Raw genomic sequence first — 26,369 nt, forward strand, 5'->3', positions numbered from 1 at the left:
AAATCACGCGCCATACCGTTTCCTATCTGTTCTGAAACAGCCTAGGGGATCAAACGCATCTCCCGCAGTTTGTCGAAGACGTCAAAAAACGCCAGATCGCTCGCCTGGTAGGCAGTGAAGCCCATCATGCGGCTTTTCGACATGTCCGTGACCACTTCGATCGGGCGACCGAGATCTGCATCGGTATGCCATGGGGAAATCAGGCGACTGATATCCGATTCCTTCAAAGCGTGTTCGGCAACTATCTGCGTCCATACGGCTTGGTCGTCAGCCATCTGCTTCTCCAGAGGAGAGGGCGACGCAGGATAATCAGCAGCAGGCAAGTCGAAGTATTCGGCAATTCGGCCCCACATCCATTTCCAGCGAAATACGTCGCCATTGGTGACATTGAACGCCTGGTTAGCCGCAGCCGGAGTGGTGGCCGCCCACAGTTGTTGTTTCGCCAACTGCCGCGCGTCCGTCATATCGGTGAGGCTGTCCCACTGCACCCTCGATCCGGGAAACACAAAGGGGCGATTGGTGTGTTTGCACACCGAGGCATAGACGGCGAGGGTGGTTGCCATGTTCATCGCATTGCCCACGGCGACCCCGGTGACGGTGTGCGGGCGATGGACGCTCCAGGTGAAGCCGTCCTGTTCAGCAGCGGCGAAGAGTTCGTCTTCCTGGGCGTAATAGAAATTCTCGACGTCCAGACGACCTTGTTCCTCGCGAAACGGTGTCTGCGGAAGGCTGCCTTTACCATAGGCTTCGAACGGGCCGAGGTAGTGCTTCAGGCCAGTGACCAGTGCTACGTGTTCGACGCTCTTGGCTGGGCGAACCGCAGCGAGCACGTTGCGTACCATGGCGGCGTTAACCCGAATGTTCTCGGCTTCTGTGCCTTGCCGTGACCATGTGGTAATGAACACGTGAGTGGGTTTCAAATCCCTCAGCGCCTGTTCCAGCGACGCCGGGTCCTGAAGATCTGCCGCGACAGGGATCACGCCTTGCGCTTGCGATGGATGCCTCGAAAGGGCGGCGACCTGCCATTTGTTGTCGATGAGTAACTGGGTGATGGCGCTGCCGACAATGCCGCTGGCGCCCACGACTAAAGCTGTCTGGGTCATAGGTTTCTCCTGGATTTGAGTTTGGGAGTCCGTGTGGGCAGCAGAGGTTCAACCGGAAAATCCGTTAGAGTGTTCGCTACTCCCTGTAGAAGTCTGTGAACAATGACTCGTCCGCTGTTTGTTTCTCTGGATGGCCCCAAAGGCGTCGGCAAAACCTCGCTGTTGGAGGCGATCACTGAAGCCCTCAGGGCAGGCAACCAGAAAGTCATCCGACTGTGCGAGAAAAAAAGCGACCCGTTCAGGGGCGAGACAATGCATCTGGTGAACCGGCTCGCCCGACATCCTGACCGGGATCTGGAACTCGAAGTCTGCCAACGCCTGGCTGATAGCCGCAGTTGGATCTCCCGGCACGTGCTGCCCAGACAACCCACCGACAGCATCATCCTGATCGATCGCTGGTACCCGTCCGAGGCCGCCTTTCGCCGGACAGTCCCGTTTGCAGAAATCCTGCAGCTCAATATTGATCGCAACGTCCAAGTGCCCGACCTGCATGTCGGGGTGGTCACTGCGCCGGAGATTTCGTGGGCGAGGGCAGGGGCACGACGGCGCGGCCTGAGCAGCACTGTGCTTCGGGGGCTTGAGGAGCATGCCGCTTGCACTCAGGCTTTTGAGCAAGTCGCTGCCGATCAGGGTTGGTTTTTGTGCCGGAATGAGGGAACGATCGAGGAGGCGACGAGGCGGGTGGTCGTGGAGATCAATCAGGTGATGAGCCGCCGGAATATTCCCTTGGTCTGATGCCTGAGCACGCGCGCGAATCTGCGCCGCCGACGAGCGGTGCAAATATTACAAAGTATTTCACCGCCCAGCGAGGTCAAGTAGTCAGGTTTATTCAGAGGTTTCAAGATGAGATTTGCACGCTTTTGCCAGGCACTTTCCAACTGGGCGGGTAGCCCGAAGACCTTTTTGACAGCGATCCTCCTGATCGTCGCCTGGGCGGGAACAGGGCCATATTTCCACTACAACGACACCTGGCAACTCATCATCAACACGTCGACCACGATCATTACGTTCCTGATGGTGTTCCTCATTCAAAACACCCAGAACCGCGACAACGACATTTTGCATTTGAAGATTGATGAGCTGATACGCGCCACCAACGAAGCGCAGAACGCCACGCTGGGTCTTGAGAAGATGGAGGCGCGCGAGCTGAGAAAATTGCGGGACCGGTATCGTGCGCTGGGTGAATCGAGTGAAATTGATGTAGAGCCGATCCATGATAATGGCGCTCGTTAGGATTTCGAGTGGTGGTCTTTTTTCTGTCGCTATCGTGACGGTTCACAAGCGGCAATGTTTTTGATCTTCATGATCGCTCAGTGCTCGTGGACAATCCGCGCTCTGTTCCGGGGTAGTTCAGCGTGGGCGAATCCCTCGCAAAACCATCGTTCGACTGAGCGCGGCGACCGAAAAGATTTGCAGGTAGCCTGGCGTTCAGCGGTGAGATCCAAGCCTGCCTTCACAGCCGAGTGACTGTCAGTTATGCGTTGTTAGTGCTTGTTAGCGCCCGGCTACTGAAGGATGTCGCGTGGTGACTTTTTCGCTGGCCACTCAAGACTCTGCAGCGGTTTTCGATGCCCGTGGCCTGCACGAAACGGCAGTACGATGTACGAACATTTTTGACATCCCTGTCTCTTTGCCATCGTCGCAACCATGTGGGAAACGGCTGATATTTATTTCGCAGAATTCCTACATTTTGTTTGCCTCACCAGCAAAAAACGTGGTTATTATCTGCCGGCGCTTCGGGTCACAAACCCGGCGCCAGAAGATTGCCGTGTGTCCACAGACCCGGCAGTCGCAGCCGATCGGGACCACCCTGGCGCTGTCATCCCCGCGCAGGTTGTTCCTCGTCGTTGACCCTCAAAATGGAAGGCGAGGTTTCAATTGGTCACGCGGTTTGCAATCGTCGATGTAGTGAATGGGGCGACGTCTGTCGCCAATGATTCGACCCACCTTCCAGTTGCCTGCGCCGACCGCGCGGCGGCGTTTTTCTCCAGCCTGTCTCCCCCCGAATTTCTGCGTGTGCCCGCGTTCAACGCGAGTCTGCACGCGCGTGCCGTGCCATCCTCCTGAATTCGAATGACCTTGCCGGCATCCGATGCCGGGGCCTGACTGGCGGGGCATGTTCTGTCCCGGCCTGATCACAACAATAAAGTAGTCATGGACGGTAGTCTCCGATGCTCGATAACACTTCCTTGCGTGGGACGAATCCAACGCAGCCCGACGTTTGCTCCTTGAAACCGTTCGATGCAGATCTGTGCGTGCACGGCCTGTTTGAGGCGCAGGTGCTGCGCAACCCTGATGCCATCGCCGCACGCTGGCAGCAGAAGGCGCTCAGTTATCGTGAACTGAACACCCGCGCCAACCGGTTGGCCCATCACCTTCGCAAGCTCGGGGTCGGGCCGGACGTGCGAGTCGGACTGTGCCTGGAGCGTTCGTTGGAAATGCTGGTCGGCGTACTCGCGGTGCTCAAGGCCGGCGGCGCCTATGTACCGCTGGACCCGTCTTATCCGCAGGCGCGGCTGGCGCACATGCTGGCCGACAGCGCACCGCCGGTGGTGCTGACCCATGGACAGGCGCGCGTTGTTTTGCGGGCGGCGCTCGAACAGTCGGCGACCACCCCCACTCTGCTGGATCTGGCCGACGCCCGCGATTGGGCTGCGCTTGCGGCTGACAACCTTGATCCTCACGCGATCGGCCTGACACCCCGTCACCTGGCTTACGTGATCTACACCTCCGGCTCCACCGGCACCCCGAAAGGCGTGATGGTCGAGCATCGCGGGCTGGTTGCGGTGAGTGCTGACTGGGCGCAACTCTATGAGTTGGGCGAGCCGATCAACCACCTGCAAATGGCCGGCTTTTCCTTCGACGTGTTCAGCGCCGACCTGATCCGTGCGCTGGGTTTTGGCGGCACGCTGGTGCTGTGTCCACGGGACACCCTGATGGACCCGCCGGCCCTGTATCGCTTGATACGTGACGCGCACATCGGCTTTGCCGACTTCGTGCCGGCGCTGCTCAATCCACTGTTGGCGTGGGTCGAAGAGACCGGCCACGACCTGTCGTTCCTGCGCACCGTGGTCTGCGGCTCCGACATCTGGACCGCCCACAGCGCCCGGCAATTACGCAGGCTGTGCGGTGAGCAGGTGCAGATCGTCCAGGCCTATGGCGTCACCGAGGCGAGCATCGACAGCACCTGTTTTGAATTCACCGAAGGCAGCCAGATCGACGCGGTGTTGCCCGTCGGCCGGGCACTGCCCAATACCCGGATTTACCTGCTCGACGCTGACGGTAAAGCGGTTGCCGAGGGAGGAGCCGGTGAACTGTACATCGGTGGCGTCGGCGTGGCGCGCGGTTATCTGAACCTGCCGCAACTGACCGCTGAGCGTTTCATCGACAGCCCGTTCGTGGCGGGCGAGCGTCTGTATCGCACCGGTGATCTGGCGCGTTACCGGGCCGACGGCCAATTGGAATTCCTCGGCCGCAACGATTCCCAGGCCAAATTGCGCGGGCTGCGTCTGGAGCTGGGGGAAATCGAAACCCGGCTCGCGGACATTCCGGGCGTGCGGGAAAGCGTGGTGTTGCTGCGTCAGGACAGTCCCGGTGAACCGCGTCTGGTGGCCTACTTCTGCGAAAAACCAGACTCAACACTGAGCCCGCGCGCGCTGCGTGAACAGCTGCAAACCAGTCTGCCGGACTACATGGTGCCAACCGCCTTCGTGCGTCTCGATGCGTTGCCGCTGACCGCCAACGGCAAGGTCGATCGACCAAACCTGCCGGCGCCGGACATCGAGGCGTTCGAGCAGCAGGAGTATCAGGTACCACAAGGCCCGCTGGAAACAGCGCTCGCCGCAATCTGGGCCGACGTGCTCGGCGTCGAGCAGGTCGGGCGTCAGGATCAGTTCTTCGCCCTCGGCGGTCACTCGCTGCTGGTGATGCGCGTGCTGGCGCAGGTTCGTCATGCGCTGGGGCTGGAAGTGGCACCCTCGACGCTGTTTGCCGCGCCGGTTCTGGCTGAGTTCGCCGAACGGCTGCATGCCAGTCAGGCGGCGGCTCGTCCAGCCATCACAACCCTTGAACGCTCGGGCGCGCAAACGTTGTCGTCTGCTCAGCAGCGCCTGTGGTTTTTGGCGCAAATGGAGGGTGGCAACGCCGCCTATCACATGCCGTTGAACCTGCGTTTGCGCGGTTCGCTGGACGTGGCAGCACTCGAACACAGCTTCAATCAACTGGTGGCGCGCCATGCGGCGCTACGCACGACGTTCATTGCCGTTGAAGGGGAAGGGCGGCAATTGGTTTCGCCGCCTGCGCACGGTATCCGGCTGACGGTGATTGACGTACAGGGGAACGATGCGCAAAAACGCCTGAGCCGCTTGATCGACGAGGAGGGCGCCGAACCATTCGATCTGAGCCGCGGCCCGCTGATGAGGGTCAGCCTGGTGCGGCTGGCGGCGGATGACCATGTGCTGTTGCTGACCCAGCACCACATCATCTCAGACGGCTGGTCGATGGGCGTGCTCACCCGCGAGCTCGGCCAGCTGTACGCAGCGGCGTTACAGGATCGCGACGATCCGCTGCCGCCATTGCCGGTGCAGTACGTGGATTACGCCGTGTGGCAAAAACAGTGGCTGTCCGGTGACGTTCTGGAGCAGCAAAGCCGTTACTGGCGTGAAACCCTCAGCGGCGCACCGGTGCTGCTGGCGCTGCCGACCGATCACAAGCGCCCGCCCGTGCAGGATTACCTCGGCGGCTTTGTTCCATTGGTCTTCGACGAAGCTTTGACCGCGCGATTGAAAGCCCTGGGCATGCAGCAAGGCACGACGCTGTTCATGACTCTGCTGGCCGGTTTTTCGCTGTTGTTGTCGCGCCTGTCGGGGCAAAGCGACGTGGTGATCGGCGTGCCGTCGGCCAACCGCCCGCAACAGGAACTGGAAGGGCTGATCGGTTTCTTCGTCAATACGTTGGCTCTGCGGATGACTCAATCGGGTACGCCGTCGGTGGCGCAATGGCTGCAACAGGCGCGGCGAGTGGCGCTGGAGGCTCAGGAGCATCAGGACCTGCCGTTCGAGCAAGTGGTGGAATTGCTCAACCCGCCGCGCAGTCTGGCCCACAGTCCGCTGTTCCAGGTGCTGTTTGCCTGGGAACAAGATCAGGATTCCGATCTGCTGCTGACCGGGCTTGAGGTGACCCCGGTCGAGAGCAGCCATCACGTGGCCAAGTTCGACCTGCAACTGGCCCTCAGTGAGCGTGACGGGCGGATCGTCGGCGGTCTGGAATATGCTTCGGGCCTGTTCGAGCGCGGCACCGTCGAGCAGTTCGGCGAGTACCTGCGTCGGGTACTGACGCAGATGCTCGAGAATAGCGAGCAGTCGCTGGCGGGGATCAAGCTGCTGAGCGCCGAGCAACACCAGCGCATCGTTCATGACTGGAACCGCACCGCCCGGGAAACCGCGTCGCTACCCGGTTGCGTGGCGCGTTTCGAAAGCCTCGCCCGGCAAACACCCGACGCCGTGGCGTTGCTCGCCGACCGTGAGCAACTGAGCTACGGCGAACTGAATCGCGCCGCCAACCGCCTCGCGCGTTACCTGATCGAACAAGGCGTAGGCCCCGAGCATCGCGTCGGCCTGTGCCTGGAGCGTTCGCCGCAAATGGTCATCGGCCTGCTGGCGATCCTCAAGGCCGGTGCAGCGTATGTGCCATTCGATCCGGCTTACCCGAGCGAACGTCTGGCGTTCATGTTCAGTGATGCGGCGCCTACCTTGCTGCTGACGCAATCGAGCCTGATGGCCGGGCTACCGGCTAACGAGGCGAAAATCTGCTGCCTGGACACTGACGCATCGCAATGGGCGCAACACCCGACGGATGACCCGCAGGTCACGGTGACCCCGGAACACCTCGGCTACGTGCTTTACACCTCCGGCTCCACCGGACGACCCAAGGGCGTGGCCCACAGCCGTCGTGCGCTGGACAACCTGATCACCTGGCAACTCGATCAGGCCAGGGCACCGCAGCGGGTGCTGCAATTCGCCTCGCTGAATTTCGACGTCTCGTTCCAGGAAATCTGCAGCACGCTGTGCCAGGGCGGCAGCCTGTTGCTGATGACCGAAGACAGTCGCAAGGACCTCGCCGCGCTACGCCCGACCCTGGTGGCCGAAGGTGTACAGCGGGCGTTCCTGCCGTTCGCCGTGTTGCAGCAACTCGCCGGCCTGACCGAGGCCGATGCACCGATGCCGGCCGGCGGCTGCGAGATCATCACCGCCGGTGAAGCCCTGCAAATCAATGACGAGCTGCGTGGCTTTGTCCGCGGGCTCGGCGGCGCGCAGTTGCACAACCAGTACGGGCCGACCGAAACCCATGTGGTCAGCCAATTCAGCCTCGACTGCAACGCGGCCGAATCCTGGCCGGACGCGCCGCCCATTGGCCGCCCCATCGCCAATGCGCGGCTGTACGTGCTGGACGAATATCTGAATCCCGTGCCGATCGGCGTGGCAGGCGAGTTGTACATCGCTGGCGCTTGCCTGGCCCGTGGCTATCTGAACCGCCCGGACCTGACCGCCGAACGCTTCCTGCCGGACCCGTTCAGTGCCGAGCCGGGCGGGCGGATGTACCGCAGCGGCGACCTCGCGAAGTTCCAGGCCGACGGCAACGTGCAATACCTGGGACGCATCGACCAACAGGTAAAATTGCGCGGTTTCCGCATCGAGCTCGGCGAGATCGACAGCCTGTTGCATCAACAACCCGGCGTACAAGAAGCCGCCGTATTGCTGCGTGAGGACGTGGCCGGGGACAAACGTCTGGTGGCCTATGTGGTCGGCACCGCGACCCCTGAATGCCTGCGCACCGAACTGCAACGCCAGTTGCCCGAACACATGATCCCGAGTGCCTGGGTTCGCCTGTCGCAATTGCCGCTGACCCGCAACGGCAAGCTCGACCGCCAGGCGCTGCCAGCGCCGGAACGCAGTGCCGGGGCGACTTACGAGGCGCCGCGCAATGACATTGAGCGTCAGATGGCCGGGATCTGGGCCGAAGTGCTCAAGTGCGAAAGGGTCGGCATCCACGACAACTTCTTCGACCTCGGCGGCCACTCGCTGCTGGCGACGCGGATGATCTACGCGATCAACCAGCGCATGGGCGCGCAACTGTCCCTGAGCAGCCTGTTCCAGACCCCGGTGTTGCTGGATCTGGCGGCGCAGGTGTCGCGTGAAGAGCAAAGCGTTGAACCGGCATTCATCCAGCTCGAGCCGGATCGCGGCAATCGACATGAACCGTTCCCTCTTACCGATATTCAGCAAGCCTACTGGTTCGGTCGCGAGGCCACGGTCAGTCTGGGCGGCGTCAGTGCCCACGGCTACGAAGAACTGCGCATTCCCGAATTCGACGCCGAGCGTTTCGAGCGTGCGCTGAACCGCATGATCCAGCGCCACGACATGCTGCGCGTGGTGTTCCTCAGCAACGGCACGCAACAGGTACTGGGGCAGGTGCCGACCTACCATATGCCGCGCAGCGACCTGCGCGGGTTGCCCGCTGATGAAGCGCAACGCGCCCTTGGGGCGACCCGCGAACGCCAGTCCCACCAGGTGCTGGACGCCAGTCGCTGGCCGCTGTTCGAGTTCAGCCTGTCGTTGCTCGACGACGGCATCACCCATCTGCACATCAGCCTCGACGCGCTGATCGTCGACGCGGCGAGCACGCAGATTCTCGCCCGCGAACTGATGGCGTTCTACGTCGATCCGACGCTGGAACTGGCGGAGCCGGGCCTGACTTTCCGCGACTATGTGCTGGCCGAACAACAGCTGCGCGATGGCCGCCGCTACGAGCAGGCGCTGGGCTACTGGCGTGAGCGGGTGACCACTCTGGCCCCGGCGCCGGACCTGCCGTTGGTGCGCCAGCCGGGAAGCATCGCCAACCCGCACTTCACCCGCCGCGACCGCGACATGTCGGCGGCGCAGTGGACGCAGCTCAAAGCCGTGGCTAAACAGTTTGCCGTGACGCCGTCGGTGATGCTGCTGACCGCGTTCAGCGAAGTGCTGGCACTGTGGAGCCGCACGCCGCGTTTCACCCTGAGCCTGCCGCTGTTCAACCGCATGCCGCTGCATCCCGATGTAGACGAAATCATCGGCGACTTCACCTCGCTGGTGCTGCTGGAAGTCGGCATCGACGGTTCGCAGAGTTTCACCGACAAGGCGCGCGCGGTGCAGGCGCAACTGTGGCGCGATATCGACCATTCGGTGGTCAGCGGTGTACGAGTACTGCGCGAATTGTCCCAGGCCCGGGGCGTGCAGCAGACGGCGATGCCGATCGTGTTCAACAGCACACTGTCGGAAGCGGCGCCGGAACTGGCCGAGTTCAATCTCGCCGACGCATTGAATGCCAGGCACATGCACAGCATCACCCAGACCCCGCAGGTGTGGCTCGACCACACGTTGCTGGAGCTGGAAGGACGCCTGCTGTTTAACTGGGACAGCATCGACGAACTGTTCCCGCAAGGGATGATCGAGCAGATGTTCGTCGCCTATAACACGCTGCTCGACAGCCTGTGCGAGCCGGCAGCCTGGGGCGCAAATACGCCGCAATTGTTGCCGCAAGCACGCTTGCCGGCACCGGTCGACAACCAGCACACGCTGCCGTTGATGCACGACTTGTTCGAACGTCAGGCCCTCGCGACACCGGATGCACTGGCGGTAATCGGTGCGCGACAGCTGACGTACGCCCAGCTACGCAACGAGGCGCGGCAACTCGGCGCCCGTCTGCAAGCGCAAGGCGTGCTGCCGAACCGCTTGGTCGCGGTGGTGATGGAGCGCGGTTGGGAGCAAGTGGTCGCGACCCTGGCGATTCTGTATGCCGGCGGCGCTTATCTGCCCATCGAGCCGACTCAGCCGGCGGAACGGCTGCGGCATATTCTGGAGCGGGCCGAGGCGAGTCTGGCCCTGACCCAACCAGCGCTGCTCGACAAAATCGAATGGCCGGCGCAAGTCACGGCCATCGCGGTGAGCGATGAAGTCTCAAACGATGTACTGCCACTGCAACCGGTGCAGGTGAACGAAAGCGACCTGGCTTACGTGATCTATACCTCGGGTTCTACCGGCCAGCCCAAAGGCGTGGTGATCGATCATCGCGGTGCGGTCAATACCTTGCTCGACATCAACCGACGCTTTGCCGTCGGCCCGAACGACCGCGTATTGGCGATCTCGTCCCTGAGCTTCGACCTGTCGGTCTATGACTTCTTCGGCACCCTCGCCGTGGGCGCGGCGGTGGTCATCCTCGAACCGCAATTGTCACTTGATCCGGCGCACTGGCTGGCGTTGATCGAACGTCACCAGGTCAGCGTGTGGAACTCGGTGCCGGCGCTGCTCGGCATGCTGGTCGAGTACGTAGAGGGCGAGAGCGGCGCGTTGCCCGCCAGCCTGCGGGTGGCGATGCTGTCCGGTGACTGGATTCCATTGACTCTGCCCGAGCGGGCCTGGGCTTTGCAGCGGGATTTGCAGTTGATCAGCCTGGGCGGTGCCACCGAAGCGTCGATCTGGTCGATCTGCTACCCGGTGCAGCATGTCGACCCGGCGTGGCGCAGCATTCCCTACGGCAAGGCCCTCGATCATCAGCGCTTCTACGTGCTGGATGAAACGCTGCAGGTGCGCCCGACCTGGGTCGCGGGGCAGTTGTACATCGGCGGTATCGGTCTGGCGAAAGGTTATTGGCGCGATGACAAGCTCAGCGCCGGCAGTTTCTTTGATCATCCACTGACCGGTGAGCGCCTGTATCGCACCGGCGACCTGGGGCGCTTGCTGCCGGACGGCAACATCGAATTCCTCGGCCGCGAAGACAATCAGGTCAAGGTTCAGGGTTATCGCATCGAGCTGGGCGAAATCGAAGCCGCGCTCAATCGCCATCCCGGCGTGCAGAGCGCGGTGGTGCGGATTTTGGGCAGCGCGGTGGGCGAGAAGCGTCTGGCGGGTTATGTGCTCAAGGCCGATCCGGCGTTGCAGGCCAACGATTTCAGCGCGTACCTGAGCGACAAACTGCCGGCCTACATGATTCCGCCGTCATTCACCTTTGTTGAAGCGTGGCCGTTGTCATCCAACGGCAAAGTCGACAAGAAACGCCTGCCGGAACCGCAGCAGATCGAGGAGCAAGGGCCGGCGATCGAAGTCGATGGCCCGCAGGAGCAACGGCTGGTGGCAATCGTGCAGGACGTGCTCAAGCGCGATTCCATTGCTGCCAACGCCAATCTGCTGAACCTCGGCGCAACGTCGATCGATATCGTCAGGATCAGCAACGCCTTGTCCGGCGCCTTGCAGTTCCGCCCGCACGTGGCGCAACTGCTGGCCCAACCAACGTTGCTGCATCTGCTTGGCATGTACCGCCAGAACCGGGCGCGGCAGGATGTGCTCGGCAACGTGCAGCAAGCCTCGGATCCCGTACAGGACATCATCGAAGATCCCCAGCAGCGGGCGCAGTTCAAGGCCGAACAACGCGGACGCCGCGACTTCGCTCAGACCCTGCCGGCGCTGGCGCTGGACCTGCCGCAAGACCCGGCCTTCGCCCGACGTTTCAGCAATTACCGCTCGGTGCGTCAATACGATCGGCAACCGATCGCCACCCGGGCCTTCGCGCACGTACTGGCGGCGTTGGCCCAAGGGCAACTCGATGGCGAGGTGAAATACCAGTTCCCGTCGGCGGGCGGGCTGTACCCGATTCAGGCGTACCTCTACGTCAAGCCGGATCGCGTGCTCGGCGTGCCCGGCGGCGCGTATTACTACGATCCCCGCCAGCATCGTCTGCTGGCGCTCCAGAGCGGAGCGCTCGACCCGGACACCTATGACTATTTCGTCAACCGTCCGGTGTACGAGAACGCCGCGTTCTCGCTGTTCTTCATCGCCGACATGGCGGCGATTCGTCCGCTGTATGGCGAGCGCAGCCGCGACTTCTGCCACATCGAAAGCGGCGCCATGGCCCAGTTGCTGAGCATGACCGCCGTCGAGCAGGGCCTGGGCCTGTGCGGTATCGGCTCGGTCGAAGAACAGCAACTGACCACGCTGTTCGACCTCGGGCCGAGCCATGAATTGATCTACTCGATGATCGGCGGCCTGCGCACGGCCGATGAACGACACCGCGCGCCAGTCGAGGCGTTTGCCATCGAGCCTGTGACCGCCAGCCTGGACGATGAAGACATGGAGGAATTCGAAGTATGACTGCCGATCAATTGCTGGCGTTGTTCGCTCGCCATGGCGTGGTGCTCGAGGTTGACGGTGACAGGCTGCGCTGCAAGGCGCCGCGCGGGTTTCTCAGCGAAGAACTGACCCAGGCGCTCAAGCGTCACAAACAGGAACTGATCGCCTTGCTCGGCGGGCAAGATGACGCGGTAATTCCCCGTCGTGCAGGTGCGCACGCGGCTTGGCCATTGTCGTTTTCACAACGGCAACTGTGGTTTCTTGATCAACTGGAACCCGGCAACCCTTTCTACAACGTGCCGACGGCGGTAACGCTGAAAGGGCAGTTGGACGTCGCGCAGCTGGAGCGGGCGCTCAACCAACTGGTGGCCCGCCACGAAGTCCTGCGCACGACGTTTTGCAGCGTGGACGGTGAACCGCGTCAGGTGGTGCATTCGTCGATGCCGCTGTCGTTGTCGGTGACGGATCTGCGCCAATTGCCTGCCGACGAGCGTGAGCAGCAAGTGCGAATCGCCGTCGAACAGGATGCCCGGGCGCCGTTCGATCTGGCCGCCGGTCCACTGCTGCGGGCGTCGTTACTGCACGTGGCCGACGATGAATACCTGTGGCTGTACAGCGTGCATCACATCATCGCCGACGGCTGGTCGATGGGTGTGATCCTGCATGAAATCGCCACGCTGTACGGCGATTATCTGCGTGGCGAAACCTCGACTCTTGCGCCGTTGTCGGTGCAATACGCCGACTACGCGTGCTGGCAGCAACAGCGGGTGGGTGGTGCGGCGCTGGACGCGCAACTCGATTACTGGCGCCGCACCCTGGACGACGCGCCGCTGTTATCGACCTTGCCCGCCGATCGGCCGCGACCTCTGGTGCAGCGCTTTGTCGGGGCCACGTTCAGTTCGTCCGTCGATGGCGGCACCTTGCGTGAACTCACCGCGCTGGCCCGGCAGACCCAGGGCACGCTGTTCAACGTGTTGCTGGGCGCATTGGCGGTGCTGCTGTGGCGCCACAGCGGTCAGCAGGATCTGTGCATCGGCACGCCGTTCGCCAATCGCAATCGCCCGGAAATCGAGCCGCTGATCGGTCATTTCGTCAATACGCTGGTGCTGCGTCAGCGCCTGAATCCGCAGCAGACCTTCGCTGAACTGCTGCGTGAGGTGCGGGGGCAGATGTTCGACGTCCACGCCCATCAGGACGTGCCTTTCGATCGCGTGGTCGAGGCTGTCAACCCGCCGCGCGATCCCGGTCACTCACCGTTGTTCCAGGTGATGCTGGTGCTGCAGAACACCCCGGGCAACGCGGTGCAGATGCCCGCGCTGGAACTGGCGCCGTACGGCACCAGCAGTGCCACGGCCAAGTTCGATCTGGCATTCGAATGGGTCGAGCGGGCAGGGCGCCTGGACTTGCTGGTGGAATACAACACCGACCTCTACGACGCTGCGACCATCGAACGCCTGAGCGGGCACTACCGCCACCTGCTCGAGCAGATCGCCGCCGACGCCAAGCAACCGATCAATGCCTTGCCGTTGATGAACGAGGCGGAGCGTCAGCAGATGCTGGTGGACTTCAACCGCGCCGCGCCACTGACGCAAGCGGCGCCCTGCGTGCATCAACTGGTCGAATCGCAGGCGGCGAGCAACCCTCAGGCCTGCGCAGTTGTGTTCGAGGGTGAGTCGCTTGACTACGCCGAACTCAATGCCCGGGCCAACCGCCTGGCGCGGCACTTGCGCAACTTGGGCGTCGGCCCGGATGTGCGCGTGGCGGTGTGCATCGAGCGCGCGCTGGAGTTGCCGGTCGCGTTGCTGGCAGTGCTCAAGGCCGGCGGCGCCTACGTGCCGCTGGATCCGGATTATCCGCTGGGGCGCCTGAGCCATATGCTCGGTGACAGCACGCCGGCGGTGCTGCTGACCCTCGGCTCGGCGCACGCTATCCTGCGGCAAGCCGTGCAAGGCTCGACCTGGGAAGCGCCGATTCTCGACCTCGAAAAAGATGCCGCGAGCTGGGCGTCATTGCCGGCGGACAATCTTGATCCGCGCCATGTCGGCGTCACCCCTGACCACCTCGCCTACGTGATCTACACCTCGGGCACCACCGGTTTGCCCAAGGGGGCGATGGTCGCCCACCGTGGCCTGAGCAACCTGCTGCTGTGGTGTTTGCAGGTCTGCGGCGAAGCGGGGGCGATGCTGCACAAGATTCCGTTCGGTTTCGATGCCTCGGCGTGGGAGACGTTCTGGCCGCTGGCAACTGGCGGGCTGCTGGTGATCGCGCGGCCCGGCGGGCATTACGAACCAGCGTATCTGGCGCGCGAGGTGCGCGAACGGAAGGTCACGGCGCTGGTGTTCGTGCCGGCGATGCTACAGCTGTTTCTGGAGGTCGACGAGGTCAGCCAGTGTGCGTCGCTGACTGACGTGTTCAGCGGCGGCGGTGAACTGCCACCGGCTCTGGCCCGGCGCTTTCAGGAGCGCCTGCCCCATGCGCGGCTGCACAACGTCTACGGCCCGACCGAAACCACGGTGATCAACAGCATCTGGACCCTGGAGCCTGGTGCCGAGGTACCGGCCCGGCAGCTGCCGATCGGCCGGCCGATTTCCAATAACCGTTTTTACGTGCTTGATGACCGCGACCAGCCGGTGCCGGTGGGCGTGACCGGGCATCTGCACATTGGCGGCGTGGGCGTGGCCCGTGGTTATCTGGGACTGGAGCAGCTCAGTGCCGAGCGCTTTATCGACAATCCGTTTGTGACAGGCGATCGGCTCTATCGCAGCGGCGATCTGGCGCGTTATCGCCCGGACGGTCAACTGGAATTTCTCGGTCGCAACGACTTTCAGGTCAAGTTGCGCGGCGTGCGTCTGGAACTGGGCGAGATCGAGGCCCGGCTCGAAGCGTTTCCCGGCATTCGCAGCGCCGTGGTGCTGATGGTCGGCGAAGCAGCGCAGGATCAGCGGTTGGTGGCGTGTTGCGTGGTGGCCGAGACCGTGGACGAAGCAGCGGTGCACGCCCATCTGGCGACGACACTGCCCAGAGCGGTGATCCCCGGCAGCTACCTGTGGCTCGACGCGCTGCCACTGACCGCCAACGGCAAGGTCGACCGAACCGCGCTGACAGCGTTGGCGGATGAAGAGATGACCAACCGCCAGGTCAACCTGAGCAGCCCGCGCGATCACATCGAACTGGCGTTGTACCAGATCTGGAAAAGCCTGTTGCTGGCGCCGCAGATCGGCATTCGCGACAATTTTTTCAATGTCGGCGGCACCTCCATCGCCGCAATCAAAATGGCCCATGAAATCAGCCAGCAGTTCGCGGTCGAAGTGCCGGTGCGGGTGGTGCTCAGCTACCCGACCATCGAGGCGCTGGGCGGCTGGCTGCGGGTCGGGGCCAACCCGGCGCTGGCCCAGAGCAACCTGATCGAATTCCGACGCGGCAGCGGCCAGCACAACGTGGTGTGCATTCACCCGGCGGGCGGCACGGCGTTCTGCTACCTATCGCTGGCCAAGGTGCTGCCGGATACAACCGGCGTCTACGGCGTGCAATCACCGGGGCTGAATCCGGGGGAGAGCACCGAGCCGACGGTCGAAGCGATGGCCGAGGCCTACTTGCGCCAGATTGAGCCGCTGACACAGCAAGCGCTGATCCTCACGGGGTTGTCGTTCGGCGGCCTCGTAGCCTATGAAATGGCGCGACGGTTGACGGCGGCGGGGCATCGTCAGGTGACGGTGGTGCTGCTTGACACCCAGGGTAGCGACGACCCCGGTTTCCGCGAGCAGATCGGCACCGTGGACATGGTCGAGTTTCGCGACAAACTGGTGCGCTTCAACGGCATGTACCCCGGCATCGAAGACGCCCAGGTCGAGCGCTATTTCAACATCTACAACCACAACCGGCTGGCCATGGCCGCTTATGAGTGCTCGCCGCGCGCCGGCCGTGTGGTGCTGATCCAGGCGCGGGAAGATTTCAGCCGCCATCAGTTGCATGAACTGCGCGGCTTCTGGCGTCGCCGCGCGGGCAGCGGCTATCTGGCGAAACTGGTCAGCGGCGGGCACTGGGACATGCTCGAAAGCGCGGAAATCCACCGGGTCTCGCAAATCATCTGTCGGGAGCTGCAACGCTTCGACGCGCAGGAGGCGAAATAATGAGTGCGTCCAATGACAGGCCGTTGCTCGCGCGTTTTGCCGAGCAAGTGGCGCGCAATCCGCAAGCCCCGGCGGTGATCGATCAGTCGGTCAGGCTGACTTACGCCCAACTGGCCAGCGCCAGCGAACGCATCGCCCGGGGGTTACTGGCGCGCGGCGTCGAGCCCGGCCAGTCGCTGGCGCTGTGCATGCCGCGATGCTGGCAGTGGTTTGCGGCGATTATCGGCGCGTTGAAAGTTGGCGCGGTAGTGGTGCCGCTGGACCGGGCCAGCCCGCGCCAACGCCGGGAACTGATGCTGGCGGATGCGGCGTGTGTCGGCCTGATTACCCTGAATAACGAATCGTTTTGGTCGCCTTCACTGTGGCAAACCAGCGTCGAGGCCTTGCTCGATCAGCCGGACGCCCCGCCGCAAGCACTGGCCGAAGACTTCGCCGAGGTGATGTTCCTGTTCTACACCTCGGGCACCACCGGCACGCCGAAAGCGGTTGAGGTTGGCGAGCGCGGCTTGCTGCGGCTGGCGTCCACCGACGGCTATATCGAGATTCGCCCGACGGACCGGTTTGCCTGCCTGTCCAATCCGGCATTCGATGCGTGCAGTTTCGAACTGTGGGCGCCGCTGCTCAACGGCGGTTGCTGCGTCCTGATCGCTGACGAGGACGTGCTGGATGCGCGTCGACTGGCCGAGGTGCTGGAGCGCACGCAGGTCGACAACCTGTTCATGACGGTGTCGCTGTTCAACACGATGATTGCCGAGTGGCCGTCGTGCTTTTCCAGCATGCGTCAGGTGCTGATCGGCGGTGAGCAGATCAGCGCTGCCGCCGTGCGCGGATGGTATCGGGCCAATCCTGAGAGTCGCTGCCGGATCTTCAACGTCTACGGCCCCACCGAATGCACCACGTTTGCCCTGTGCTGGCCGATCAGCCGCGATTTTGCCGGCGACTCGGCGCCCATTGGCCGGCCGTTGCCGGATACCGGCGTGCAGGTGTTGGATGAGCAGCAACGCCCGGTGTCGGCAGGCGAGGTCGGCGAGCTGTATTTGAGTGGCAGTGGTGTCGCCCGTGGCTACCGCAACCGGCCCGAAGAAACCGCCCGCCAGTTCGTCCGTTTGCCCGACCTCGACGGTGGCGCGCAGGTGCATTACCGCACCGGCGATCTGGTGCGGCGCAATACCCAAGGCTTGATCGAGTACCTGGGGCGGGTCGACCGGCAGGTGAAGATCCGGGGTTTCCGGATCGAGCCGGGGGAGGTGGAGCAACGGATCCTGGAGCATCCGGGTGTGGCGCAGGTGTATGTCTGCACCCGGCGGCAGGCGGCGGAAGATCATCAGTTGCTGGCGTTCATCGTGCCTCGCCGGGCTCTGGACTATCACGCTTTCGAAAACCATCTGCGGGCACAACTGCCGCCTTACATGCGGCCTAATCAGCTATTCCTGCTGGAGCGCCTGCCGCTGACGGCCAATGGCAAGATCGATCGTGATAGCTTGCTGGCCCAAGGTTTGAGTCCGTGGCACCCAGTCCTGACGGCTACGGATAACGAAAACGCATCACCGGCGCTGGATTGGTTGCTGAGTCAGGCCCGTTCGCTGCTCAGCCAACCCGCTCTGAGTGCGCAGGACGATTGGCTGGGCTGTGGCGGCGATTCGCTCAAGGCGATGCGCCTGCGTTCGGCGATCCGTGTCCGCTGGCAGCGCGAGATCGCGATCGATACGTTGCTCAACGAGCCTTTCTCGTCATTGGCCGTACAACTGAGCGGTGAAACGAACGGCGCGTCGATCTACCCACCCGCGCCTGCGATCAGTCGCGCAAAACGCCTACCGGCCACCGGCGAACAGCGCCGCCTGTGGCTGTTGCAACAACGCTCGCCGACCTCGACCGCCTACAGCGTGCCGCTGATTCTGAATCTGGCGGCAGGTGTCGAAGTCGCGGCACTGGCCGAGGCTTTGGGGCGTCTGGTGCAGCGTCATCCGGGGTTGCGCACGGCATTCGTGGCGGGTGCCGATGGGCTGGATCAGGTAATCGCCGAGCAGGGCTCGACCTGTCGCATCTTTGCGGTCGGGCATTTCACCGAGGACACTTGGCAGGCCTTCGCCGACCTGGTGTTCGCCGCGCCGTTCGACCTGACCACCCCGAAGCTGTTTCAGGCTTGGCTGTTGCCGTTCGCCGATGGCAGTTGCCGGCTGTTGCTGAACCTGCATCACATCATCGTCGATGGTTGGTCTGTGAACCTGCTGTTCGACGACCTGGCGCAGCTTTACAGCGATGTCCTGCAAGGCCGCGACAGCCTGCAACCCGCGGCCCGCTTGACGACGCTGGAGTTTGGCCAGTGGCAGCGCCAGTGGAGCGTCGATCCGCATTATCGTGACCAGCGCCGCGCCCTCGCCGAGTTGCATCGCCGTCAGGAAGAACCGCCGCCTGCATTGATGCCAATGCGCGAAATCAGCCCGGACGCCCGGTTGCACCGGGAACCTTTGGGCACCCTGCGCAGCGCGGCCCTCGAACGCTTTTGCACCCAACAACGGCTGACCCGTTTCGAAGTGCTGTTCAGCGTCTTCGCCTGGAGCCTGTACGCCCTGACCGGGTGCGAACGGCCACGGATCGCCAGTCCGGTGTCCAACCGGCCACTGGCGGAGTTCGAAGACACGGTCGGCATGTTTGCCAACACTGTGCTGATCCCGACCGCCGTCGAGCAGGCATCGACCCTGGACGAACAGTTGCGCAAGCAGACCGCCACGGTGCGCGAGGTGTTGGCGTTGCAGGACGTGGCGCTGGCGGATCTGGTGGAAGACCTGCGGCTGTCGTCGAGCCCGTTACTGTTCGATTTCATGTTCGTGCTGGAGAACACCGATTACGCAGCGCTGGCCGATTCGAACCTGCACGCGACGCTGCAATTCAACGAGCACTTGCACGCCAAGTGCCCGCTGACGCTGTTGATGGTGGGCAGCGGGTCGCAACTGGAATGCTGGTGGGAATATCAGTGCAGCTACTTCGATGGCGAACAGATGCGCGCAGTGAATGCGCTGTTTCGCCGAGGCCTGGACCTGTTGCTGGAAACCCCGGCGGCCAACCTCAACGATTTGCTCGGTCCGTATCGACGTGGTTTGCCCCCGGCCAGTGAGGGCCCTCGGACTGCGCTGCCGTTCAACACACTGGCGGACGGGTTCGAGCATCAAGTGCATTGCACGCCGGATGCGGTTGCGCTGGTTCAAGGCCAGCGGCGCCTTACCTACAGCGAACTGAATGCGCTGGCCGATGCTCTGACGGCAAACCTGATCGAGGGCCATCCGTTGCCCGTCGGGAACGCGCCATTGCATGTCGTGCTGTTCCTCGATGCCTCGGTGGAACACATCGTCGCCTTGCTGGCCCTGGCCAAACTCAATCTGACGGCCGTGCCGCTGGATCCTGCCTATCCGGTGGCGATCCAGCGCCAGGTGCTGGAACAGGCGCAACCGCATTGCGTGCTGTTCAGCGATATGACGAAGTCAGCGCTGGATGACCTGAACGCCGGACGATTCGCCACCCATCGGGTCGATCTGAGCGCCAATGCCACAACGTTCGAACGTCGACGCCACGCCGGCGAACGGCCGCTGTACACGCTGTTCACCTCCGGATCGACCGGCACGCCCAAAGGTGTGCAAGTGTCGGAGCGCACCCTGTGCAACCTGCTGCAATGGCAGCGCACCGAAGGGCAGTTGCCGGCCAAAGCGGTAACCCTGCAGTTCTCGATGCTGTCGTTCGATGTGTCGTTTCAGGAGATTTTCAGCACCCTGTGCGGCGGCGGGTGCTATCACCTGATCACGCCGCGCTGGCGTCAGGACGCCGAGGCGTTGCTGGAGTACATGGTGGAGGCGCGGATCGAGCGCCTGTTTCTACCGTACGTGGCCTTGCAGCACCTGGCGCAAACCGCCGTGGCCCGGGGCATTTACCCTTTGGCATTGCGCGAGGTGATCACGGCCGGCGAGCAACTGCTTTGCACCGATGCGTTGCGCAACTGGTTCGGCGGCATGCCGCACGCCTCGCTGTTCAACCATTACGGCCCGACCGAAACCCACGTGGTCAGCGCCTTGCGCCTGCCGTCCGTGGCGCGGAACTGGTCGTTGCGCGCGCCGATCGGCCATGCCGTTGGCAATGCGCGGCTGTTGCTGGTCGATGAGCATGACCGCCCGGTGCCCAACGGCTGCCGTGGCTACCTGCTGGTGGCCGGGCCAATGGTTGCCCGGTGCTACCTGGCTGATCCAGTGTTGAACGCTGCGCGGTTTGTCGAGCTGGCAGACGGCAATTTGTACTACCGCACCGGCGATCTGGCGTGGGCCGATGCCCAGGGCTGCCTGCATTATCTGGGACGTGACGATCAGCAGATCAAACTCAGCGGCCATCGTTTGGAACTGGGTCAGATCGAGTCGGCGCTGATGCAGGTGCCGGAAGTGGTCAACGCGGTGGTGGCGGTGCAGGCCGATCCGCCACGGCTGATCGCCTGGCTGCAGCTCGAGGGCGAACCTGCGACATCCGGTGAGCTGGATCGTCAGGTCGCGCAACTGCTGCCGGCCCATGTGCGAATCGATGAATACCGGCGGATCGACCTCTGGCCACGCACGCCCAGCGGCAAGATCGACCGCAACGCCTTGCCGAATGTTGGCGAGGCCCTGGAGCGGCGCAGTACGCCAACACCGGTTGTTCAATTGACCGCGCTGGAACGGCAACTCAGCGAGTTGTTCCAGGCCGTGATCGGACGGGAGATCGAACCGCAGCAGACCTTCTTCGAGGCCGGCGCCACCAGCCTCGGCTTGATGCGTTTGCATGGCCGTTACGCCGAAGAGCTGCCGCACAAGGTGACAATGGCCGACCTGTTCGAATACGTCACGGTGCGACGTCTGGCGGCGCATCTGTCGACCGCGCCGGTGGACGTGGCCGAGCGTGTACGGCAGACCGATGCAGGCCATCAGCCTATGGCGATCATCGGCATGTCGGTCAATGTGGCCGGGGCGCAGAACCTGTCCGAGTTCTGGGCGATGGTGCAAGGCAATCGGCTGGGCATTGAGCACTTTGCCGCTGGCGAGGGGCTGGTCGGCGCCCGCAGTCAACTGGCGGGCATGCTCGATTTCGATGCTGATTACTTCGGCATCAGCCGCCAGGAAGCGCGCCTGATGGACCCGCAACAGCGGCATCTGCTGATGGCGTGCGTTCAGGCCCTGCAACACGCGGCCATCGTCCCGTCGGCGAATGGCCCGCGCATCGGCCTGATCGCCAGTTGCGGCGAAACCACTTACTTCCAGCAAATGCTGCGTGAAACCGCAGACGACGATTTGCCCGACGGCTTCCAGCTGGCGCTGCATCACGACAAGGATTTTCTGGCGACCAAAGCCGCGTATCACCTGGACCTGAACGGCCCGGCCCTGAGCGTGCAGGCTGCTTGCGGCAGCTCGCTGATCGCCGTGCACCTGGCCAGTTCGATGCTGCGTCAGGGCGACAGCGACGTGATGCTCGCGGCCGGGGTGCTGATCGACCCGACGCTGACCGAGGGCTACCGGCACCGCTCGCAGCACATTTTCTCCGCCGACGGTTTGTGTCGTCCGTTCAGCGACGACGCCAGCGGCACCCTTGGCGCCAGCGGCTACGGCGTAGTGGTGCTCAAACCGCTGGCCAAGGCGCGGGCCGATGGCGACCGGATTTACGCGCTGGTCGAGGGATCGGCGTTGAACAACGATGGCCGGGCCAAGATGAGTTACACCGCGCCGTCGGTGGCCGGGCAGAGCGCGGTCATCCGCGATGCCTTGAGCCGTGCCGGGTTAACCGGCGCTGACATCGGCTACGTAGAGGCCCACGGCACCGGCACCTTGCTCGGTGATCCGATCGAGGTCGCCGCGTTGACCAAGGCGTTCGGCGATGCGCCGGCCGGCCAATGCGCGCTGGCCTCGGTGAAAAGCCAGATCGGTCATCTGGGTGCGGCGGCGGGCGTGGTCGGGCTGATTCGCGCCAGCCTCGCGGTGTTCCATGGCGTACTGCCGCCGAACCTGGGTTTTGGCCGGATCAACCCGCAGATCGACCTGGAGCATTCGCCGTTCTATGTGCCGACCACGTCCCGGCCATGGCCGCAAGGGCGGCGGCGACTGGCCGGTGTCAGCAGTTTCGGGATCGGCGGGACCAACGCGCATGTCATCGTTGGTGCTGCACCTACGGCGCAGCAAACTGTTGAGGAAACGTTGCCGCTGCTGATGATTTCAGCGCATAGCCGGGCGGAGTTGCTGCGCGATATCGCGGCGATTCGCGAATACCTGCAAACGAATCCTGAGCAGCAGACCGCGTTGTTGCGGCACTTGCAGTCAGGTCGTCGGCAACTGCGCTGGCGCTTCGCGATGGTCTGCCGGCCGGGTGACGACATTCCATTGCAGCCGACAGCGATCAAGGAAATCACCGCTTCGGGCGCGCAACTTAAAGTCGTTGATCAATCGCCGCAGGAGCTGCTGGACGCCTGGTACGAAGGCGCGAAGATCCAATGGTCGCAGTGCTCGGCACCGCCGCCCTGGGATTTGCCGCCGTCATCGTTCGATCTTCAGCCGTATCGTTTCCAGCCACCTGTAGCTGTTCAACCTGATGCGCCACCCCTTGAGCGACAACCGCTGGCGGACTGGTTCCACCAGCGACAGTGGGTGCGCACCCGGCGCCTGAGCGCGACAGGGACGGCCGGATCCCGTGAGGTGTTGATTCTGTGCAGCCATGACGCGCCCGAATCGACATTGCTGGCGAGCCTGAACGCCGTGTATCGATGCGTGATTCAAGTGCGCACCGGCAACGGTTTCAAACGCCTGAGCACGGACCGTTTCGAGCTTGATCCGCTGGACGCTGAGGCCCTGACCCGTTTGCTCGCTGAGGTCGCAGAACCTGCACTCGGCGAGCTCGACTGGCTGCATGCCTTGCCACTGGCGGTGGCTGGTGCAGTCAACGAGCAATCGCTGGATCTGGCGCAGTGGGCCTGTCTGGACACGATCAGTGCGCTGATGCAGGCCTGGGGGCAAACCCCGCGCACGACCCGTCTGCGGTTGTGGTTGATGTCGTGGCAGGCATGCCCGGTGGACGGCGAGGTTCAGCGGCCCGAACTGGCAGCGCTGGCCGGCGTCACTGAAGTGGTGCCGCAGGAATACCCGGTGCGTTGCCACTGGCTGGACTGGCCGTCGTCACGCCTCGGAACGCACGCGGGCGAGTTGGCAGCGTTGTTGGTCGATCCGGTCTCATCGCCTCGGCGAATGGCGGTGCGCGATGGTTATCTCTGGCAGCCACGTTTAATGCCTCAGCCATTGACCGGCCCGGCAACGACATCAGGGCTTCTGCCGGAAGACGGTACGTTCCTGATACTGGGCGGCAGCGGCGGCATCGGCCGGACCTTGTGCGAACACCTGCTGCAGGCACCTGCACGCCGGGTGGTGCTGCTCTCGCGTCAGGGGCAATTGCCGGCGTCTCTGGCGGCTTACGCTTTGCGGATCGACTGCATCAAAGCGGACATCGCCGACCTGCCGCGCTGGCCGCAGGTACTCGATCAACTGGCCGTTCGTTACGGTCGTTTGAGCGGGGTGATTCATGCGGCGGGCGTCGGTGCAGGCAGCCTGATTCGTCACCGCGATGCTCGGCAAATGGCCCAGGCCATGGCCGCAAAGACCCGCGGCATGCTAGCGGTCGAGGCCTTGATCGAGCACCTGACGCCGGATTTTGTCCTGTACTGCTCGTCGATGTCAGCACTGTTTGGCGGCGCGGGGCATCTGGACTACGCAGCGGCCAGCGGGGTGCTCGACGGATTCACCCACTATCGCCCGAACGCGACCGGCGCTTGCCTGCGCCTGGAGATCAACTGGGACATCTGGCGCGACATCGGCATGGCCACCACCAGCAACAGCGCGGACACCGCGCACCTGGAGCATTTGACGGTTGGCCTGTCCGCCGAAGAGGGCTGTCGGGTGTTCGATCTGGCGATGGCGACGCAGTTGCCGCAGCTACTTATCTCCACCACCGGCATCGACACGGCGCGGCGGTTCTATCCGGTACGCCATGGTGCCGTGGCCGCAGTGGTCGAGGCACCGAAGGGCGTGGATCTGTCGACGCGCCTGCGTGAGTGTTTGTGCAAGTGGCTCGGTGTGGCCGAGCTGGAGGACGACGATTCACTGTACGACCTGGGCGCGGATTCGCTGACGCTGCTCGACCTGATCGACGAACTGCAAGCGGCCACTGGTGAGGTATTCCAGCTGTCGCAATTCAGCCACAAGGTCAGCCTGAGCGAAGTGCTTGGGCTGGTGTCGACCGCCACGGTTGAAGAGGCGCCCCTGGCTGCACCGCACGACTGGCACGACGCGGTGCGGATTGATCAATGGCATGCCGGTGCCGGCCGTGATTGGCTGTACCTGATCCACCCGGTGGGTGGCGATGTGCAGGCCTATCGGGAACTGGTGTCGGCATTGCCGGCGGAGTTGGGCGTGTGCGTGATCGCCGACCCGGCGCTGCGTCTCCCGCAGTTGCCGAACATCAGCGTGGACGAACGTGCACGCCGGTATCAGGCGGCGATCAAGGCCCACCTTCCGCCCGGCAGCACTTGGCGCCTGGCAGGCTGGTCATTTGGTGCATGGGTGGCGCAGGCTCTGTGTCATCAGGCCCAGGCTGACGGATTCAGCCAACCGTTGTTATACCTGATCGACCCGCCCGCACCGGATGCCGGTGCGGAACTGGCCGGCATCGACGAACAGACGATCGAGCAGGTGTTCCAACGCGAGTTCGCCCAGCGCTGGCCGGAGGTTGAAGGGCAGGGCATGGCCGAGGAGCGTCAGGCGTATCTGCAACGGCTGACGGTGTGCTGTCGAAACAACATGACCAGCATGCTCGACTTCCAGCCGCCGGCGCTGGCGACCACAGCGGTGCGGCTGTTCATCGCCGGGCAGGCCAATCCTTACGGGCTGGGCAATGCCTGGAACCCGGACGACCTGCAACGCAATTGGCAGGCCTTGCTGCCGCAGTTGCGCAGCTGGCAAATCCTCGACACCGATCACTACGGCATCGTGGCGGGCCGCTGGGCGCGGTTGCTGGCCGAGGTGATCGGTACGGATGAGCCTGCGCCATGAATGATCCGATCTCGATGCCGCGATGGTGGCTGGCCTTGACCAAGGTGTTGTGCGAAGCCGATTCGAACGCGGCCTTGCGCTTGAGGCAATTGCGCGGTCAGGTGCCGTTTCAGCTGTTTCATCTCTGGCAGGCCGACGTGGTCGTGCCGATGCTCTGCGAAGCCTTGCCGGAACATCAGCAGGCGCTGCTCGCGTTGCAAAGCCTGCATCAGCGGGCGGCGCTCGGCGTGATCGGGCGTCGGGGCGAGTGGCGGGCCACGCTCAAACCGGTGTTGCTGGCGCTGTACCGCAAGGCCTACCCCTACGACGCGGCGTACGCCAAGGCCCACGCCAGTGCGATGGCCTACGGCCTCGCACCGGCCAACAGCGCCACGATTTCCGAGCACTTCGGCGATGCCGAGGCGTTCGCCGAGTATTACGCACAACTCAATACCGAGGCCGCTGCCACCGCGTTTGCCCAGGCTCATGCCAGCGCCAACGCCGAGGTGTCGGCCCGGGCCTTTGCGGACGACGATGCAGACACCTGCGCTCAGGTCTGCGGGGCGTCCGTGCGGGTTTACGTCGGGGTCTGCGCTTGGAGTGACGAACAGCGACATGCCGTATTCAACCATCTCGCCGCCGGGCTCGACCGGAGTCTGGCCACGCTGCAATCCCGTTCAACAGGAGAACGACATGAATGACGCACACCTGCAATTCGCTGTGGTGATCAACGCCCAGGGTCAGTATTCCCTGTGGCCGGCGGGCAAGCCGATGGCCAGCGGCTGGAACGAGGCGGGGATGCGTGGCGAACGCCAGGTCTGCCTGGATTACATCAACGAACACTGGATCGACATGTGCCCGCGTTCGCTGCACGAGCAATCATCGGTGTCGTTCCAATAAAAA

8 protein-coding genes are annotated in these 26,369 nt (G+C 63.4%); 7 read left to right on the top strand and 1 reads right to left on the bottom strand.

Features of this window, described 5'->3' with window-relative positions; translation table 11 throughout:
• Positions 1-41: 41 nt before the first annotated feature.
• Positions 42-1,103, bottom strand: a complete 1,062-nt coding sequence (locus DCO47_RS01875; protein ID WP_116657317.1) for an SDR family oxidoreductase — start codon at positions 1,101-1,103, stop codon at positions 42-44.
• Positions 1,104-1,205: 102 nt separating this feature from the next.
• Here DCO47_RS01875 and DCO47_RS01880 point away from each other — a divergent pair, with 102 nt between their 5' ends.
• From DCO47_RS01880 to DCO47_RS01910, 7 genes are all read left to right on the top strand, one after another.
• Positions 1,206-1,838, top strand: a complete 633-nt coding sequence (locus DCO47_RS01880) for a dTMP kinase (RefSeq protein ID WP_116657318.1) — start codon at positions 1,206-1,208, stop codon at positions 1,836-1,838.
• 108 nt (positions 1,839-1,946) lie between these two features.
• Positions 1,947-2,336, top strand: a complete 390-nt coding sequence (locus DCO47_RS01885; protein ID WP_042609968.1) for a low affinity iron permease family protein — start codon at positions 1,947-1,949, stop codon at positions 2,334-2,336.
• 938 nt (positions 2,337-3,274) lie between these two features.
• Complete coding sequence (locus DCO47_RS01890; protein WP_116657319.1) at positions 3,275-12,283, top strand: non-ribosomal peptide synthetase; 9,009 nt, start codon at positions 3,275-3,277, stop codon at positions 12,281-12,283.
• Complete coding sequence (locus DCO47_RS01895; protein ID WP_116657320.1) at positions 12,280-16,392, top strand: non-ribosomal peptide synthetase; 4,113 nt, start codon at positions 12,280-12,282, stop codon at positions 16,390-16,392. Before DCO47_RS01890 ends, DCO47_RS01895 begins: the two co-directional genes overlap by 4 nt.
• Positions 16,392-25,487 (top strand): non-ribosomal peptide synthetase, encoded by a 9,096-nt coding sequence (locus DCO47_RS01900; protein ID WP_116657321.1) that lies wholly within the window; start codon positions 16,392-16,394, stop codon positions 25,485-25,487. Before DCO47_RS01895 ends, DCO47_RS01900 begins: the two co-directional genes overlap by 1 nt.
• Positions 25,484-26,167: a hypothetical protein gene (locus tag DCO47_RS01905; RefSeq protein WP_116657322.1), complete on the top strand. Its 684-nt coding sequence runs from the start codon at positions 25,484-25,486 to the stop codon at positions 26,165-26,167. The genes DCO47_RS01900 and DCO47_RS01905 overlap by 4 nt, the downstream gene beginning before the upstream one ends.
• Positions 26,160-26,366 (top strand): MbtH family NRPS accessory protein, encoded by a 207-nt coding sequence (locus DCO47_RS01910; RefSeq protein WP_116657323.1) that lies wholly within the window; start codon positions 26,160-26,162, stop codon positions 26,364-26,366. Before DCO47_RS01905 ends, DCO47_RS01910 begins: the two co-directional genes overlap by 8 nt.
• Positions 26,367-26,369 lie beyond the last annotated feature (3 nt).

This window comes from Pseudomonas sp. NDM, from assembly GCF_003105095.1.
Taxonomy (GTDB): Bacteria; Pseudomonadota; Gammaproteobacteria; order Pseudomonadales; family Pseudomonadaceae; genus Aquipseudomonas; species Aquipseudomonas moraviensis_A.

Excerpts from the sequence above, each read along its gene's own strand:
- DCO47_RS01875 (WP_116657317.1), bottom strand. The coding sequence starts at position 1,103 with ATGACCCAGACAGCTTTAGTCGTGGGCGCCAGCGGCATTGTCGGCAGC.
- DCO47_RS01880 (WP_116657318.1), top strand. The coding sequence starts at position 1,206 with ATGACTCGTCCGCTGTTTGTTTCTCTGGATGGCCCCAAAGGCGTCGGC.
- DCO47_RS01885 (WP_042609968.1), top strand. The coding sequence starts at position 1,947 with ATGAGATTTGCACGCTTTTGCCAGGCACTTTCCAACTGGGCGGGTAGC.
- DCO47_RS01890 (WP_116657319.1), top strand. The coding sequence starts at position 3,275 with ATGCTCGATAACACTTCCTTGCGTGGGACGAATCCAACGCAGCCCGAC.
- DCO47_RS01895 (WP_116657320.1), top strand. The coding sequence starts at position 12,280 with ATGACTGCCGATCAATTGCTGGCGTTGTTCGCTCGCCATGGCGTGGTG.
- DCO47_RS01900 (WP_116657321.1), top strand. The coding sequence starts at position 16,392 with ATGAGTGCGTCCAATGACAGGCCGTTGCTCGCGCGTTTTGCCGAGCAA.
- DCO47_RS01905 (WP_116657322.1), top strand. The coding sequence starts at position 25,484 with ATGAATGATCCGATCTCGATGCCGCGATGGTGGCTGGCCTTGACCAAG.
- DCO47_RS01910 (WP_116657323.1), top strand. The coding sequence starts at position 26,160 with ATGAATGACGCACACCTGCAATTCGCTGTGGTGATCAACGCCCAGGGT.